Origin of the sequence: Chania multitudinisentens RB-25, assembly GCF_000520015.2 — a bacterium.
Lineage (GTDB): Bacteria > Pseudomonadota > Gammaproteobacteria > Enterobacterales > Enterobacteriaceae > Chania > Chania multitudinisentens.
The window spans coordinates 3,547,794-3,562,410 of sequence record NZ_CP007044.2; the positions used below are offsets into that span (position 1 = coordinate 3,547,794).

Annotated in this window: 13 protein-coding genes and 1 pseudogene; 6 read left to right on the top strand and 8 right to left on the bottom strand. The window is 52.0% G+C overall.

All coding sequences use genetic code 11. The annotated features are described in order from the left end of the window. Positions 1–308: 308 nt before the first annotated feature. From sapF to pspF (Z042_RS15550), 7 genes and pseudogenes are all read right to left on the bottom strand, one after another. Positions 309–1,121, bottom strand: coding sequence for a putrescine export ABC transporter ATP-binding protein SapF (gene sapF, locus Z042_RS15520; RefSeq protein WP_024910770.1), 813 nt, complete (start codon positions 1,119–1,121; stop codon positions 309–311). 1 nt (position 1,122) lies between these two features. After that, complete coding sequence (gene sapD / locus Z042_RS15525; RefSeq protein ID WP_024910769.1) at positions 1,123–2,115, bottom strand: putrescine export ABC transporter ATP-binding protein SapD; 993 nt, start codon at positions 2,113–2,115, stop codon at positions 1,123–1,125. Further along, positions 2,115–3,005 (bottom strand): putrescine export ABC transporter permease SapC, encoded by an 891-nt coding sequence (gene sapC / locus Z042_RS15530; RefSeq protein ID WP_024910768.1) that lies wholly within the window; start codon positions 3,003–3,005, stop codon positions 2,115–2,117. The genes sapD and sapC overlap by 1 nt, the downstream gene beginning before the upstream one ends. Then, complete coding sequence (gene sapB / locus Z042_RS15535; RefSeq protein WP_024910767.1) at positions 2,992–3,957, bottom strand: putrescine export ABC transporter permease SapB; 966 nt, start codon at positions 3,955–3,957, stop codon at positions 2,992–2,994. Before sapB ends, sapC begins: the two co-directional genes overlap by 14 nt. After that, positions 3,954–5,609, bottom strand: coding sequence for an ABC transporter substrate-binding protein SapA (gene sapA, locus Z042_RS15540; protein ID WP_024910766.1), 1,656 nt, complete (start codon positions 5,607–5,609; stop codon positions 3,954–3,956). Before sapA ends, sapB begins: the two co-directional genes overlap by 4 nt. Positions 5,610–5,881: 272 nt before the next feature. Continuing rightward, the gene (locus Z042_RS15545) at positions 5,882–7,246 is read right to left on the bottom strand and encodes a pectate lyase family protein (RefSeq protein WP_024910765.1); all 1,365 of its coding nucleotides are present in this window, start codon (positions 7,244–7,246) and stop codon (positions 5,882–5,884) included. A gap of 357 nt (positions 7,247–7,603) precedes the next feature. Beyond that, positions 7,604–7,864 (bottom strand): annotated as a pseudogene (pspF, locus tag Z042_RS15550) (phage shock protein operon transcriptional activator); the annotation flags it as partial. A gap of 251 nt (positions 7,865–8,115) precedes the next feature. On the opposite strand from pspF (Z042_RS15550), the gene Z042_RS15555 reads away from it, so the two are divergent. Then, positions 8,116–9,006, top strand: coding sequence for a prohibitin family protein (locus Z042_RS15555; protein WP_024910763.1), 891 nt, complete (start codon positions 8,116–8,118; stop codon positions 9,004–9,006). A 213-nt stretch (positions 9,007–9,219) separates the two neighbouring features. On the opposite strand, the gene pspF (Z042_RS15560) is transcribed toward Z042_RS15555, so the two are convergent. Beyond that, the gene (pspF, locus tag Z042_RS15560) at positions 9,220–10,224 is read right to left on the bottom strand and encodes a phage shock protein operon transcriptional activator (RefSeq protein WP_024910762.1); all 1,005 of its coding nucleotides are present in this window, start codon (positions 10,222–10,224) and stop codon (positions 9,220–9,222) included. A gap of 189 nt (positions 10,225–10,413) precedes the next feature. Here pspF (Z042_RS15560) and pspA point away from each other — a divergent pair, with 189 nt between their 5' ends. The 5 genes from pspA (at position 10,414) to Z042_RS15585 (ending at position 14,296) form a co-directional block, all read left to right on the top strand. After that, entirely contained in the window at positions 10,414–11,079 is a 666-nt protein-coding gene (pspA, locus tag Z042_RS15565) for a phage shock protein PspA (protein WP_024910761.1), read from the top strand. A 59-nt stretch (positions 11,080–11,138) separates the two neighbouring features. Beyond that, positions 11,139–11,366 carry an envelope stress response membrane protein PspB gene (gene pspB / locus Z042_RS15570; protein ID WP_024910760.1) on the top strand — a complete coding sequence of 76 codons (228 nt, stop codon included), beginning with the start codon at positions 11,139–11,141 and terminating at the stop codon, positions 11,364–11,366. Continuing rightward, positions 11,366–11,725 (top strand): envelope stress response membrane protein PspC, encoded by a 360-nt coding sequence (gene pspC / locus Z042_RS15575; RefSeq protein WP_024910759.1) that lies wholly within the window; start codon positions 11,366–11,368, stop codon positions 11,723–11,725. The genes pspB and pspC overlap by 1 nt, the downstream gene beginning before the upstream one ends. A gap of 121 nt (positions 11,726–11,846) precedes the next feature. Further along, the gene (locus tag Z042_RS15580; RefSeq protein ID WP_024910758.1) at positions 11,847–13,244 is read left to right on the top strand and encodes a YcjX family GTP-binding protein; all 1,398 of its coding nucleotides are present in this window, start codon (positions 11,847–11,849) and stop codon (positions 13,242–13,244) included. Further along, positions 13,241–14,296, top strand: coding sequence for a YcjF family protein (locus Z042_RS15585; protein WP_024910757.1), 1,056 nt, complete (start codon positions 13,241–13,243; stop codon positions 14,294–14,296). The genes Z042_RS15580 and Z042_RS15585 overlap by 4 nt, the downstream gene beginning before the upstream one ends. Positions 14,297–14,617: the final 321 nt, after the last annotated feature.

The following is a 14,617-nucleotide window of genomic DNA, read 5'->3' on the forward strand; positions in this document are numbered from 1 at the left end:
AAAGTTGTGATCAAAAAGTAAATGCCTTTTTAAGCATTTTGGGTTTTTATGTCACAATTTTAGAAGGATGACGCCACAACTGCAACGGTGGGAGGTGGCCATGCTACCGATGCGGTGTAGGCCGGGTTACTGCGATAACGTTGGCGATATAAACTATCTCTGGTTCAGAGATTGAGATGGGTATTATTTTCGTATCCTAAAAGAGAGATAACAGGGCTGAATCTGCTCAACCCTGACGAATGTACATAATCCAAAGTATTATATGCGTTGTTATCACCGGGCAAGCCGTATGCCCGGAGGAAAAGGGGTCAGAATCTACCGCTCTCACGCCGCGGGGCATCGGCAGTCAGTGTTTCACCAAAATGGCTGGTGATCAGGCGTTTGGTGAGTTCATGCAAGGGGGCGGCTAAAACCTCGGCCGTATTGCCCCGTTCAACGATCTCACCGTCATGCATCACCATCACCTGATCGCTGATATGTTTCATCATACCTAAATGTTGTGTAACATAAATATATGATATTCCGTGTTTTTCTTGTAACTCCAGCATCAGATTAATGATTTGTGAACGCATCGACATATCCAACGCGGCCAGTGCTTCGTCGGCGATGATCACCTGGGGTTGCAGGATCAGCGCACGCGCCAGAGCCACGCGCTGTTTCTGGCCGGACGCAAGCATGTGCGGGTAATAATAGGCGTGATCCGGCAGCATCCCCACCTGGCGCAGTGTCTGGTTGATATGGGCTTCGCGCTCCGTGGCGGCCAGATCGGTATTCAGCCGCAGTGGCGCATCGAGCAATTGGCCGATACGCTGGCGCGGGTTGAGTGATGTGCTGGGATCTTGAAAGATCATGCGGATACGCTGGCTACGGTAGCGATAATCACCAAATTCCAATGGATGGTTGTCAATCAGCACTTCACCGGAGGAGGGTTCGATCATCCCCGAAAGCATTTTTGCCAAGGTCGATTTACCGGAACCGTTCTCACCGATGATCGCCAGCGTTTGGCGTTCACGCAGGGTAAAGCTGACGGATTTCACCGCTTCCACATGCTGGTTGCGGAACAGCCCGGTGCGATAGCGGTAAGTTTTGGTCAGATTGCGCACTTCCAACAAGGTTTCCATATTATGGTTCCTCCAGATTCAGCGGAAAGTGGCAGGCAAACAGGTGGTTCTTGACCGCACGCAGGCGTGGGGTTTCAATGCATTTTTTCTGCGCGTATGGGCAGCGTGGCCCCAAGCGGCAGCCGATCGGCAGGTGTTCCAGCGAAGGGATCGCCCCCGGCAGCGTGTTCAGGCGGCTTTTATGCCGCAATGACCGGCCAAGATCGGGCATAGCGCGGATCAGTGCTTGGGTATACGGGTGATGTGGCGTAGCAAGCAGCTCATCACACAGAGCGCTTTCCACCGTTTGGCCACAGTAGAGCACGTTAACGCGATCGGCCCATTTACTCATCATCTGCAAATCGTGGCTGATCAGCAAAATAGTGGTGTTGTTGTTCTGGTTGAGGCGCGCCAGCAGGCGGAAAATCTGCGCCTGGGTGGTCGGTTCCATGGCATTGGTGGGTTCATCGGCGATCAGCAACCGGGGTTGATTAGCCAAAGCGATGGCGATCATCACCTTCTGGCATTCTCCTTCGGTCAGTTCATAGGGGAAACTGCCCATGATATCGTCATGATCCTTGATGCCCACGCGGTGCAACAGTTCGATGGCACGGCGTTTGCGCCAGTTGAAACGCTGCCACCACCGGCCCTTATAAGTCCAACCAGGGATGGCCTGCGCTAACTGGCGGCCAATACTTGCGGAAGGATCAAGACAAGACTGCGGTTCCTGGAAGATCATCGACACGTTATGGCCCACCAGTTTGCGCCGTTCGCGCGGTGTCAGCTGCAACAGATCGATATCGTCAAAGCGGAAACGATCGGCGGTAACGCGCCAGTTATCATTGGTGACGCCGCAGATTGCTTTGGCGATCAGGCTTTTTCCCGAACCCGATTCCCCCACCAAGCCACGGACTTCGCCTTCGGTCAGCGTCATGCTAACGCGATCCACCGCTTTAATTGGCCCTTCAGCCGTAATGAATTCAATGGTCAGATTGCGAATATCAAGTAACGGCATTATTCCACCCCCGCATTAAGCGCACGGCGCACGCCATCACCCAGCAGGTTAACCAACAACACGCTGACCAAAATAGCACCGCCGGGCAGCATTACTGACCAAGGGGCGACATACATCAGCTCCAGCGAATCCCCCAACATGGCTCCCCATTCCGGGGAAGGTAGCTGAGCCCCCAGATTAAGAAAGCCCAGCGCAGCAATATCAAGGATCGCCATCGAGAGCGCGCGGGTGAATTCGGTCACCAGCACCACCGCAATATTCGGCATCACCGCATACCACAGAATATGCAGCGTCGAAGCACCATCTAGGCGGGCGGCGACCACATACTCCTTCTCCAGTTCATCATGCACGGCACTGTAGATGGTGCGTACCATGCGCGGCAATAACGCCAGCCAGACGGCTAACATGGCATGTTCCAGCTTCGGCCCGATAAAGGCCACCACGATGATCGCCAACAGCAGTGAAGGAATGGAGAGCAGGGTATCCAGCACATGGTTCAGCACAGCCGAGCGCAGGCCATGGGTAATGCCGGCAAACACCCCGAGGATCACGCCGCAGAACGCGGCAGCAAGGGTTACGATCAGCGCAGAACCGTAGGTAGCAGCCGTGCCAGTCAGTAGGCGGCTCAGGATATCGCGGCCTAAATCGTCCGTTCCCAGAAAGAACGACACATTACCGTAGCGTGACCAGGAGGGAGGCAACAGTTGATAGCCAAGGAACTGCTGATCCAGCGCGTAGGGGGCTAACAGGCTACCAAAAATGGAAAGTAGCAGCAGGGTAATCATGCCGTAGAAACCAACCATCGCCAGAGTGTCGCCGTAAAAAATCCGCCAGGTATACAGCAACGGGCTTGGCATTTTCTTTTCACGGTAGACGTTATCGAAGGGCATACCATTCCTTATGTTTCAGCGGGTTGGTGGCAGCACCCAGAATATCAGCCAGGACGTTGATGGAGATCACCAATGCACCGACCACCATGACACCGGCAGAGATCGCCGCATAATCCTGCTGACGGATGGCATTCACCAACCAGCGCCCTAATCCTGGCCAACTGAACACGACTTCGGTGATCATCGCCAACGTGAGCATGGTGGAAAACTGCAACCCGAGCTTCGGGATAATTGGTGGCAGTGCATTGTGCAGAACGTGGCGGCGAATAATGGTAAAGCGTGACAAGCCACGGGTTGCCGCTGCCTTGATGTAATTCTGGTCAAGTACATCGTCGGTACTGATGCGCATCAGACGGATAACTTCGGTGATGGGGGCCACGGCCACGGCGATAATCGGCAGTAACATATGGCGCAGTGCGCTGGCGATCATTTCATGGCGATAAGGTGAATCAGAGAGCCAGGCATCAATCAGTGCAAAGCCGGTTACTGGTTTAACTTGGTAGAGCAGATCGAAACGGCCCGACACCGGCATCCAGCCCAGGTGCAACGAAAAGTACAGCATCAACAGCAGGGCCAGCCAGAATACCGGCATGGAAAAGCCCAGTAAGGCAAAGGTACTGATGGCCGTATCCTGCCATTTTCCACGCATAACCCCCGCAATGATCCCCAACGGGATGCCGATGAACATCGCCAGTGTGAACGCCAGAATGCACAGTTCCATGGTAGCGGGGAAGACTTCACGCAACTGTTCACTGATGGCCTGACCGTTAATGCTGGAAACGCCTAAATCCCCTTGCAGCAGGCCGACGAAATAGAACTGATAAGCATCCCATAAAGCTGCACCATTGAGCGGGGCATGTGGGGGGAGATAACTCAGGCTGAAACTGACCAGGGTCAGTAAGAACAGGGTAATCAGCAGCAGCAGAATACGGCGTAAGGTAAAGATAATCACGGTTTCACCTCCTCTGCCGCTTCACGATACACCCCGGCAAACGACGCATTACCAAACGGGCTTAATACCAACCCTTTGATGTCATAGCGGTAGGCTTGCAGACGTAAAGACGAAGCCAGTGGCAGTATCGGTAATTGCTGTTGGAGAATTTTCTGCGCCTGCTGATATTTTTCGATGCGCTGTGCCAGCTGTTGCGATAACAGGGCATCTTGCAGAAGCTCATCAAAGCCGGGATCGCACCAGTGCGCATAGTTGGTTTGTGAACGGATTGCCGCGCAGCTCAACAGCGGGCGAAAGAAACTGTCTGGGTCGTTGCTGTCGGTGGCCCAGCCGGTAAGGGTGAGATCGTGGTTCATTTCCATCAACCGGGCTTCTTGGAAACGACCTTCCACCGGCATGATGGTGACGTTAATGCCAATTTGGGCTAAATCTGCCTGGATCAGTTCGGCCGTTTTCAGCGGGCTTGGATTGTAAGATTGTGACGCAGTAGGCACCCAGAGCGTCAGATCCAGAGGGCCAACGCCAGCCTCGCGCAGCATTTCACGGGCTCTGGCCGGGTTGTATTCAGTGATGTCTGCCTCATTGTCATATGCCCAGGAGGCACGAGGCAGAAGCGATGCCGCCGTTTCCGCCGTGCCGTAATAGATTGACTGCATCAGGCGCTGATTGTTAATGGCCAATGAGATGGCTTGGCGCACTTGCAGGTTGTCGAGCGGTGGTTTACGGGTATTAAATGCCAAATAGGCGATATTCATACCGGGCCGCAGTGTCAGACGCAGGCGTGGATCGTCGCGCAGAATCGAAAGCTGGCTGGCGGCCGGATAAGCCAGCACATCACATTCGCCGGTCAGCAGTTTGGATAACCGGCCTGTGCCACCTGCCCCCAGGTCGATCACCACCTGTGACATGCGGGGTTTGCCTCGCCAGTAGGCATCATTGCGTGCCAGCCGAATGTATTGCCCGGAGCGGTATTCATTCAGCAGGAACGGCCCGGTGCCCACCGGTTCACGGTCAATCATCTCTTGGGTGCCAGCCCGCGTCAGATTAGCCGCATATTCCGCCGATAGCACAGGAGCATAATGGGTAGCCAAATGCCACAGAAAAGAGGCATCTGGCGCTTGCAAACGGATCTCGACGGTATAATTATCAAGCTTCTTTACGCTCTGCACGGAATCCCCAAATTGCAGGCTATCGAAATAAGGGTAGTTACCTCCGTTTACCGAGTGAAATGGGTGCTGCCGGTTAAATATCCGTTCAAAACTGAATACCACATCTTCGGCGTTCATTTTACGCGTGGGCTGAAACCAGGCCGTGGTCTGGAAAGGCACGTCGCGGCGCAGGTGGAAGCGATAGGTGGCACCGTTATCCAGCGTTTCCCAACGCTGCGCCAATTGCGGGATTAACCGGTAAGTATAAGGATCGACATCCAGCAGCCGATCGTATAACTGGGCGGCAAGCGTATCGACCGTCAGGCCGCTGCTGGCCATCTGTGGGTTAAAGGTATTCAGTATTCCGTTAACACAATACACGAAACCACTCTGACGGATATCCGCAAGCGCAGGTTGCTCGGTGCTGGATGCAGGGGAAGGAGAAGCCAGCGCAGAGGTTGCCAGACAGCTCAGTGACATTAGCCAAACAGGTAAACCACGCATAGACGTTTCATAGAGTTAATAAGCAATAACGTTAGTGTATCGCACTCTGGCAATCTGCCCAATTCCTTGCGTAAAACGGCTGAATTTTCCGCTGATTGTTTGACTTTTAAACTCATTCGGTATGAGTTGAGCAGCATCAACGTCAGTAGCGAGCTAGTTGCTGGTACGCATTTGCTCGCGGATGGTTGACGGCAAAATGTGGGTGGGTTCTTGTTCACAACCTGATGCTGGCAGGCCCGGAGCGCCTGCCAGTATAGGTTATGTTGATTTGATCACGGACGATCGCTGTCAAGCTTGCCGGAGCCTGCATTTTCAGTGACGATTGCTTTCACGTCATTGACGTTATTCACATGCAAACGCAGGGTTGGTTGCCAACCGACATCGTCGGTGAGTTGATCAGCAGCAGAAACAGAAGCGTTATAAACCGCCAGCAGATCGACCGGGCTACCGTTAACCAGATTGTCGTGGGTAAAGACGTGTTCGCCGCCGTAGCGTTTGATCACTTTGCTTGGTGCAATACCCGTAGCCAGTTCGATCACGTTCTTTTCTGCATACAGAGCGGATTCAAACCCAATTCCCCACATGCTGGTAAAGTCTGCCGCCGCCAGGATTTGGCTATAGTTGTTATAAACATCAACTTGACCAAAACGTACACGTGGTGCGCGCTGGCCTGGGTTGATCCAGTGGTTATGGTGCATGGTCACTTTAAGTTTATCGCGGTCCAGCAGGCGTGAGTCTGAGGAGCCGATCAGGTTAACTTTGTCGTGATCGCCAAAGATATTGTAGGAAAGGGTGACGTAGTTGCTGCTGTGGGTGACATCCAACAGGCCATCATGCACCTGGAAAGGGCGCCCATAGACTTTGGGCAGTGACTGACGTGGATTCTCACCATCATCCAGCGTGACATGATCAACCCAGACGTGTTCGGCTTCCCATAACGACAGGTTATCATACAGGCTGTTCCAGTTGCCCGCGCTGCCGTCCTCAGGGTCCCATTGAGGGAAGCAATCATAGGCATCAGAGAGGTGCAGGTTACGGACGATCACGTTGCTGACATCTCTAACCAACAGATGAGCCCCGGTAATATGAGCACCTTTCCCTATCCCAATCAGCGTAACGTTATAACCAACGCGCTGTTGTACATGGCTGGTCTGCAATTTGGCTGCTGCAGCCCGGGCTTCTTCCAACGGGCCTGCTGGCGGATTTCTACCCCAAGAACCATCAGGATCAAAATGCGCGATATAGTCGTCCATGCTAAAAGGTCTTCCGGTGTCGGATACGGTGACTTGCTCGGCAAGATCGTCGCAGGTTAGCACACTGCTGCCACCGTTTTTCTCCATGGCATTGATCTTACCTTTAATATAGATAATGCGTGGCGTGGTTTGAGTGTGTGCACCGGTACCACCCAATGCTTCGCGCAATTCCTGCCAAGAGTTGACGATATAAATGTGCTCACTGGTGGCAGCACTGCCGCCCGTGACGCCTGTGCCAAATGAGCCCCAACCATCTCCCGTGGCTAATACTTCGCGGCCCAGATCGGCAGCGCTAGCAGTAACAGAACCCGCCAGACCGCTGGCGAAAATCAGTGCCAGTGCAGTGGGAAGCGTTGCGCGTCGTAGCGTAATGGATTGATACATAATGACTCCTGTCCATAATGAGTTGGCATGAAGGTTCAACACACCGAACCGAACACTTTGCGAGTAAGAGTCGCGATTTCATTTTGGGTTAGCGGGTGCTGATTTAATGCACAGTGTGAACATGCTGTGCATTGATCCTTCGTCGTAGTGTATTACCTCACCGATAAAGTGGTTTAACGGTGATGCTTAAATTGTAGAACGCCGTTTCAATTAAATAAAAATAACGTTCCTTTTGTGGGCTTGATCATGTTTTTGTGAATTGCTTCACAACCGATCATGAAGAGGAAAAGCTGTTTTTGGACAGGAAAATGCCGCGCTCAGGTGGTGGTGGGAACACTTGGCCGAAAAGGTATAGGGTTATTCGTTTTCTGGTTCACCGCTTTGCAGCAGCGTATGTTTTTTCAACATACCGCGCCACTGATGGTAAGTGAGCCCCAGCAGATCTGCCGCCTTGCGCTGGTTGGAACGGCCTTGTTGTAGTGCCATTTCCAACAGATTTTTTTCTTGCTGATGTTGCCAGGCTTTCAAGTCCAATGGCAACGTGGGGAGCTCGCTGGCTGATTCTTGCGGTGTGATCGGCGGCGTTGAACTCGGGTTAAACGGATTAATGATGATGTCTCCTGTCGTCATAAATTTGTTACGATTCGCTGAGCGGTAGGGGCACAGTGAGAGAGGTTGATGCAATGGCGCGTGGTGCTGGGGCTCCTGCAAAGCTCCCTCAATAAGTGGTTGGGATGAATGAGAAAAGCCAATGTGTCTGTAACTTGAAGTATACCGGGTGTGAGGTATAATTTTTCGCCATTTTAAATTAACTAATTAAATTTTAATGCTTTTTGGATATAAAAAATAAAAGAGGATAATGAATGAAAATGTTAGAAAAAGGAAAGAACTCTCCAGGGTTTATTATTTTCTCGGTGTTTTGTGCGTTGCTGACACTCGCTGGTATCATCAGCCTGTTTGGGAGCTGGTATACCATAGATCAAAGTGAAAGAGGGGTAATTACCCGTTTTGGTAAAGTGACCCATATTGCTGAACCGGGGTTGGGTTTTAAGGCTCCTCTCATTTCTGACGTAACTAAAGTTTCCATTGCCAACCTGTCTGTAACTCATGACGAAATACAGGCATACAGTAAAGATCAGCAACCCGCAAAAATGAAGGTTTCAGTTGGCTTTCATGTGCCACCAGACGAAATTGAGGCGCTTTATACCAAATATGGCAATATCCAGGTCATGGCCGATCGCCTGGTGAACCGGCATATTCCCACTCAGGTAGAAAACGTGTTTGGTCAGTATAATGCGGTTTCTGCGGTTCAGCATCGCGAAGAGTTTGTTAAAAAAGTGACGAATGAGTTAAAGAAAGCGTTGGGCAACGAACCATTAGTGGTTGACTCAGTTAATATTGAAAATATCAGTTTCACAGATGAATATGAGAAGAATATTGAAGAGCGAATGAAGGCAGAAGTGAATGTCGCCAAAACACAACAAATGCTGCAAACTGAAACGATCAATGCAGATATTGCGATTCAGAAGGCTCGTGGTATGGCCGAATCTCAGTTGAGTATGGCGCACGCTGAAGCCGAAGGGATCAAACTGAGAGGCGCAGCAGAGGCTGAAGCCATCAAACTGCGGGCAGATGCGTTGAGCAAAAACCCGTTATTGATTGAATTGATCACTGCCGAACGCTGGAACGGTGAACTGCCTCAAACCATGTTGCCTAATAGCAGCGTACCGTTCATCAATACGAAGAATAATGACCATTAAGAGAAGTGTTTTGTAGCCCGAGATATTCGGGCCTAGCGCACCGGGGGGCACTCCGGCGGCTTACGCCGCTACGCCCCCACGGCACGCTCTTCCTGATATCTGACTTTATCAGCCGTCTGATTAATCAATGTGTGCTTGAATGAAGGTTTTCAAGCCGTGCTGTGCTTACCGTTTCGCATTTCCAATTGGGCGATAGCCAGTTCGGCGTGAAACCTATTCATTTTTTGGTGCATCACTTTGCTGTAATGCATGTTTTTTCAACATACCGCGCCACTGATGGTAAGTGAGCCCTAGCAGATCTGCCGCCTTGCGCTGGTTGAAACGGCCTTGTTGCAGTGCCATTTCCAACAGATTTTTTTCTTGCTGATGTTGCCAGGCTTTCAAGTCCAACGGCAACGTGGGGAGATCGCTGGCTGATTCTTGCGGTGTGATCGGCGGCGTTGAACTCGGGTTAAACGGATTAATGATGATGTTATCCAGTTCAGCCTGGCTTGAGCCGTGGCGATAGACCGAACGCTCCACCACATTTTTCAGTTCACGCACATTGCCCGGCCAACGGTAACTGAGCAGGGCAGCTTGTGCATGCTCACTGAAGCCGGGGAACAATGGCAATGCGAGTTCGCGGCACATTTGGATGGCGAAGTGATTGGCCAGCAACATGATATCTTGCTGGCGCTGGCGCAGCGGTGGCAACTGCACGACATCGAAAGCCAGGCGATCCAACAGGTCGGCGCGGAATTTACCGGCAGCGGCAAGTTGTGGGAGATCGTCATTAGTGGCACACACCAACCGGACATCGACCTGCAGCGGCTGGCTGCCGCCGACACGTTCCAGATGGCCGTATTCAATGACCCGCAGCAGCTTTTCCTGTACCAGCATCGGGGCCGTAGCTAATTCGTCCAAAAACAGGGTGCCGCCATCGGCGCGTTCAAAGCGGCCTAGATGGCGCTTCTGGGCACCGGTAAATGCACCGGCCTCGTGGCCGAACAGTTCAGAATCCAGCAGATTTTCGTTCAGTGCCGCACAGTTGAGCGAAATAAACGGCCCTTGCCAACGGTTGGAAAGATAATGTAACCGGTGGGCGATCAATTCCTTACCGGTACCACGTTCACCAATCACCAACACCGGTTTGTTCAGTTTTGCCAGCTGCGAGACTTGTTCCAGCACCTCAACAAAGGAGTTTGCTTCGCCCAGCAGGTTTTCTAACGGTTCGCTCATGATGAAATTCGCCAATATTTGGTGAGAATACTCACTCTACAGCAAGCACAAAGAGAGTCAAAAATAAATATTCTTTTATTTTCAATGCAATAAAAGTTGGCACGGGTTTTGATTAAGTATTGGAACCAGGCAGTATGTTTCAACGCGGCGCTTCAAACGCCACACCCTATGACCAAGAGGAAGTGAATTATGGGTATCTTTTCTCGTTTTGCTGACATCGTAAATGCCAATATCAACACTCTGCTGGACAAGGCAGAAGATCCACAGAAGTTGGTGCGTTTGATGATTCAGGAGATGGAAGACACATTGGTTGAAGTGCGATCCACCTCGGCACGGGCATTGGCGGAGAAAAAACAGTTGCTGCGCCGCATTGAACAGGGCGAAAGCCAGCTCAACGATTGGCAGGATAAAGCTGAATTGGCCTTGCGCAAAGATAAAGAAGATTTGGCACGTGCGGCACTGATTGAAAAGCAGAAAGTGGCCGATCTGATCGTGACATTAAGCCATGAAGCCGCAACGGTAGAAGACACATTAATCCGCATGAAAAGCGAGATTGGTGAGCTGGAGAATAAACTGAGCGAAACGCGGGCGCGCCAACAGGCATTAACCCTGCGCCATCAGGCGGCTGCTTCTTCACGTGATGTGCGCCGCCAGTTGGATAGCGGTAAACTGGATGAAGCGATGGCACGTTTCGAGCAGTTCGAGCGCCGTATTGATCACATGGAAGCCGAAGCGGAAAGCATCAGTATCGGTAAAAAGAAGAGCCTGGATCAGGAATTTGCCGAACTGAAAGCAGATGATGCCATTAGTGAGCAACTGGCCGCATTGAAAGCTAAAATGAACCGCGCAGAGTAGTATTGTAGCGGCCACTGTGCGGGTGGCCGCCCACAAGATCCATTTGAGAAGGAATTGACATGAGTGCTCTATTACTTGCCATCCCGTTGACCATTTTTGTGCTATTTGTCGCCCCGATTTGGCTTTGGCTGCATTACAGCAATCGGCAACAGAGCGGCATTCAACTGAGCCATCAAGAGATGCAACGTTTGGCAGAATTGGCGGAAGAGGCCAAGCGCATGCGCGAACGCATTCAGGCCTTGGAAGAAATTCTTGATGCAGAACATCCGAATTGGAGACAGTCTTGATGGCAAATACGTTGAGCAGTAAAAAACTTTATCGTGTTCCTGAAGAAGGGATGTTGAAGGGGGTTTGTGCCGGGCTGGCGCACTATTTTGACGTTCCTGTCCGGTTAATCCGGGTGATGGTGGTGCTGTCGATGTTTTTCGGGTTATTTTTCTTCACCATCATTGCTTACATTGTGTTGACTTTTATGTTGGACGAAGTGCCCGCCAGCCGGTACGAGAATGAACATCCACAGACACCGCGCCAGTTACTTGATCAACTGGCATACGAACTGGGCAGTGGGGAACAACAGTTACGTAAGGTAGAACGTTACGTCACCTCCGATACATTCGGTGTACAAAGCCGTTTCCGCAAGCTGTAACCCTTTTTGGCGATGTGATGGCCTGCGTGTTGCGCAGGTCAGGCATTGCGATATCGGGCGGCAACCCGCTGATATAAAGTGAGCCATCTGCCAGATGAAGGGATATGAGCCAAGGAGAACAATGAAACGACTACAAAATGAACTAACTTCGCTGGTCAACCGCGGTATGGATCGCCATTTGCGCTTGGCGGTGACCGGCCTGAGCCGGAGCGGCAAGACGGCATTTATCACCGCTTTCGTCAATCAACTACTTCATGTTAACAGCGGTTCACGTATGCCGCTGTTTTCGCCGGTGCGGGAAGAGCGCCTGTTGGGCGTGAAGCGTATTCCTCAGCGCGATCTTGGCATCCCCCGTTTTACCTATGATGAAGGGCTAGCGCAGCTTTACGGCACTCCGCCGAGTTGGCCGACGCCAACGCGCGGCGTTAGTGAGATTCGTTTGGCGCTGCGTTATCGCTCCAATGATTCATTGCTGCGCCATTTCAAAGAAACATCCACGTTGTACCTGGAAATTGTTGACTATCCTGGTGAATGGTTGCTCGATTTGCCAATGCTGGAACAGGATTATTGGGCCTGGTCGCGCCAGATGGGGGGGTTATTGCAGGGGCAGCGCGCAGAGTGGGCCAAACCCTGGTTAGCACTGTGCCAAGAGCTCGATCCGCTGGCTCCCGCCGATGAAAACAGGCTGGCAGCGATTGCGCAGGCTTACACGGATTATCTGTTGCGCTGCAAGGCGGAAGGGCTGCATTTTATCCAGCCAGGGCGATTTGTCCTGCCGGGCGATATGGCCGGTGCCCCGGCGTTGCAATTTTTCCCATGGCCAAACGTGGATGCCGCAGGGGAATCACGGCTTGCTCAAGCAGATAAACACAGCAATTTCGGTATGCTGCGTGCGCGTTTTCACTATTATTGCCAGTCGATTGTCAAAAACTTCTATAAAGAGCATTTTGTTCGCTTTGATCGCCAGATTGTACTGGTCGATTGCCTGCAACCGCTCAATAGCGGGCCACAGGCATTCAATGATATGCGGTTGGCATTGACCCAATTGATGCAAAGTTTTCACTACGGTAAACGCACGCTGTTCCGCCGTTTATTCTCGCCCACTATCGATAAACTGATGTTTGCAGCCACCAAAGCGGATCATATTACCGCCGATCAACACGCTAATCTGGTGTCACTGTTGCAGCAGCTGGTGCAGGAAGCCTGGCAAAACGCCGCATTTGAAGGCATCAGTATGGACTGTGTCGGGCTGGCTTCGGTACAGGCGACAGAAAGCGGTATGGTTGAGCACCACGGGCAGCGTATTCCAGCCTTGAAAGGCCAGCGCCTGAATGATGGTGCTGCGTTGACCGTTTTTCCTGGGGAGGTGCCAGCCCGTTTGCCGGGTTCGAGCTTCTGGCAGAAACAAGGGTTTCATTTTGATGAATTCCGCCCACGGGCAATGAATGTTGACAGCCCGCTACCTCACATTCGCCTGGATGCGGTGATGGAGTTTTTACTGGGGGATAAATTGCGATGAACGAGCCATTAAAACCGCGGATCGATTTTGCCGAACCGCTGCAACCGCCACAGGAACCGCTGCTGCGTGCCGGAGTGGCATTTGACGCATTACAAGCAGAAAAATTTTATCCTGCGGCCCCCGAATGGGAAGCCGAACAGGAAGAAGGGCGCGCTGAGGGGATTATCAATGCGGCACTAAAACCCAAACGTAGCCTATGGCGCAAAATGGTTAATGCCGGGGTGCTGCTGCTTGGCGCCAGCGTGGTGGCACAAGGCATTCAGTGGGGGTACACCTCCTGGGTGCAACAAGATTGGATCGCACTGGGTGGTGGCATTGCCGGTGGTTTGATTGTGTTCGCCGGGCTTGGTTCGGTCGTGGGCGAATGGCGGCGGCTGTACCGCCTGCGGCAGCGCGCAGAAGAACGCGATGAAGCGCGTGAACTGTTGCACAGCCATGGTTTGGGGAAAGGGCGTGAGTTCTGCGAAAAGTTGGCGCGTCAGGCTGGACTGGATCAGGGGCACCCTGCGTTGCAGCGTTGGCAGGCTTCGTTACATGAAACCCAAAACGATCGTGAAGTGATCGCACTGTATGCCAAATTGGTGCAGCCGGTGTTGGACAATCAGGCGCGGCGTGAAATCAGCCGTTCAGCGGCAGAATCGGCATTGATGATCGCTGTCAGTCCGCTGGCGTTGGTCGATATGGCGTTTATTGCCTGGCGTAATATTCGCCTGATTAATCGTATCGCGGTGCTGTATGGCATTGAACTGGGTTATTTCAGCCGTATTCGCCTGTTCCGCCTGGTATTGTTGAACATTGCCTTTGCAGGGGCTTCCGAGCTGGTGCGGGAAGTGGGGATGGACTGGATGTCGCAGGATCTTGCTGCGCGGCTGTCGGCCCGGGCAGCGCAGGGGATTGGCGCGGGTTTGCTGACGGCGCGTCTGGGGATTAAGGCGATGGAATTGTGCCGTCCGCTCCCTTGGCTGGAAGACGATAAGCCGAAGTTAGGTGACTTTCGCAGCCAGTTGGTTGCTCAGTTGAAAGACACTATGAAGAGTAGCAGCGCTAAATAACACCGCGGGCTGCGCCAGAACGGTGGCAGCCCCATTCTTTACCCCAGCGAGAGCGAACGGGTAAAACCTCTCTTGACGCACCATTGGTATGAGTTTGTAACACTTGATTGACGCAAGAGGATTTTCCCATAATTACAAAATATCTATCTTATAAATGCATTTATGTTGCAATAATACTCTACAATTAAGCTGAAATGACGCTGATGGTGTTATTATACGAGTGCTCAAAATCATCGGTAACCACGATAAATCAGAGTTCTGTCAACTTTTACTGACAGATCGCTTCTTCCCTTTAGGGGGAGAAGGTATCATCATCGCCAG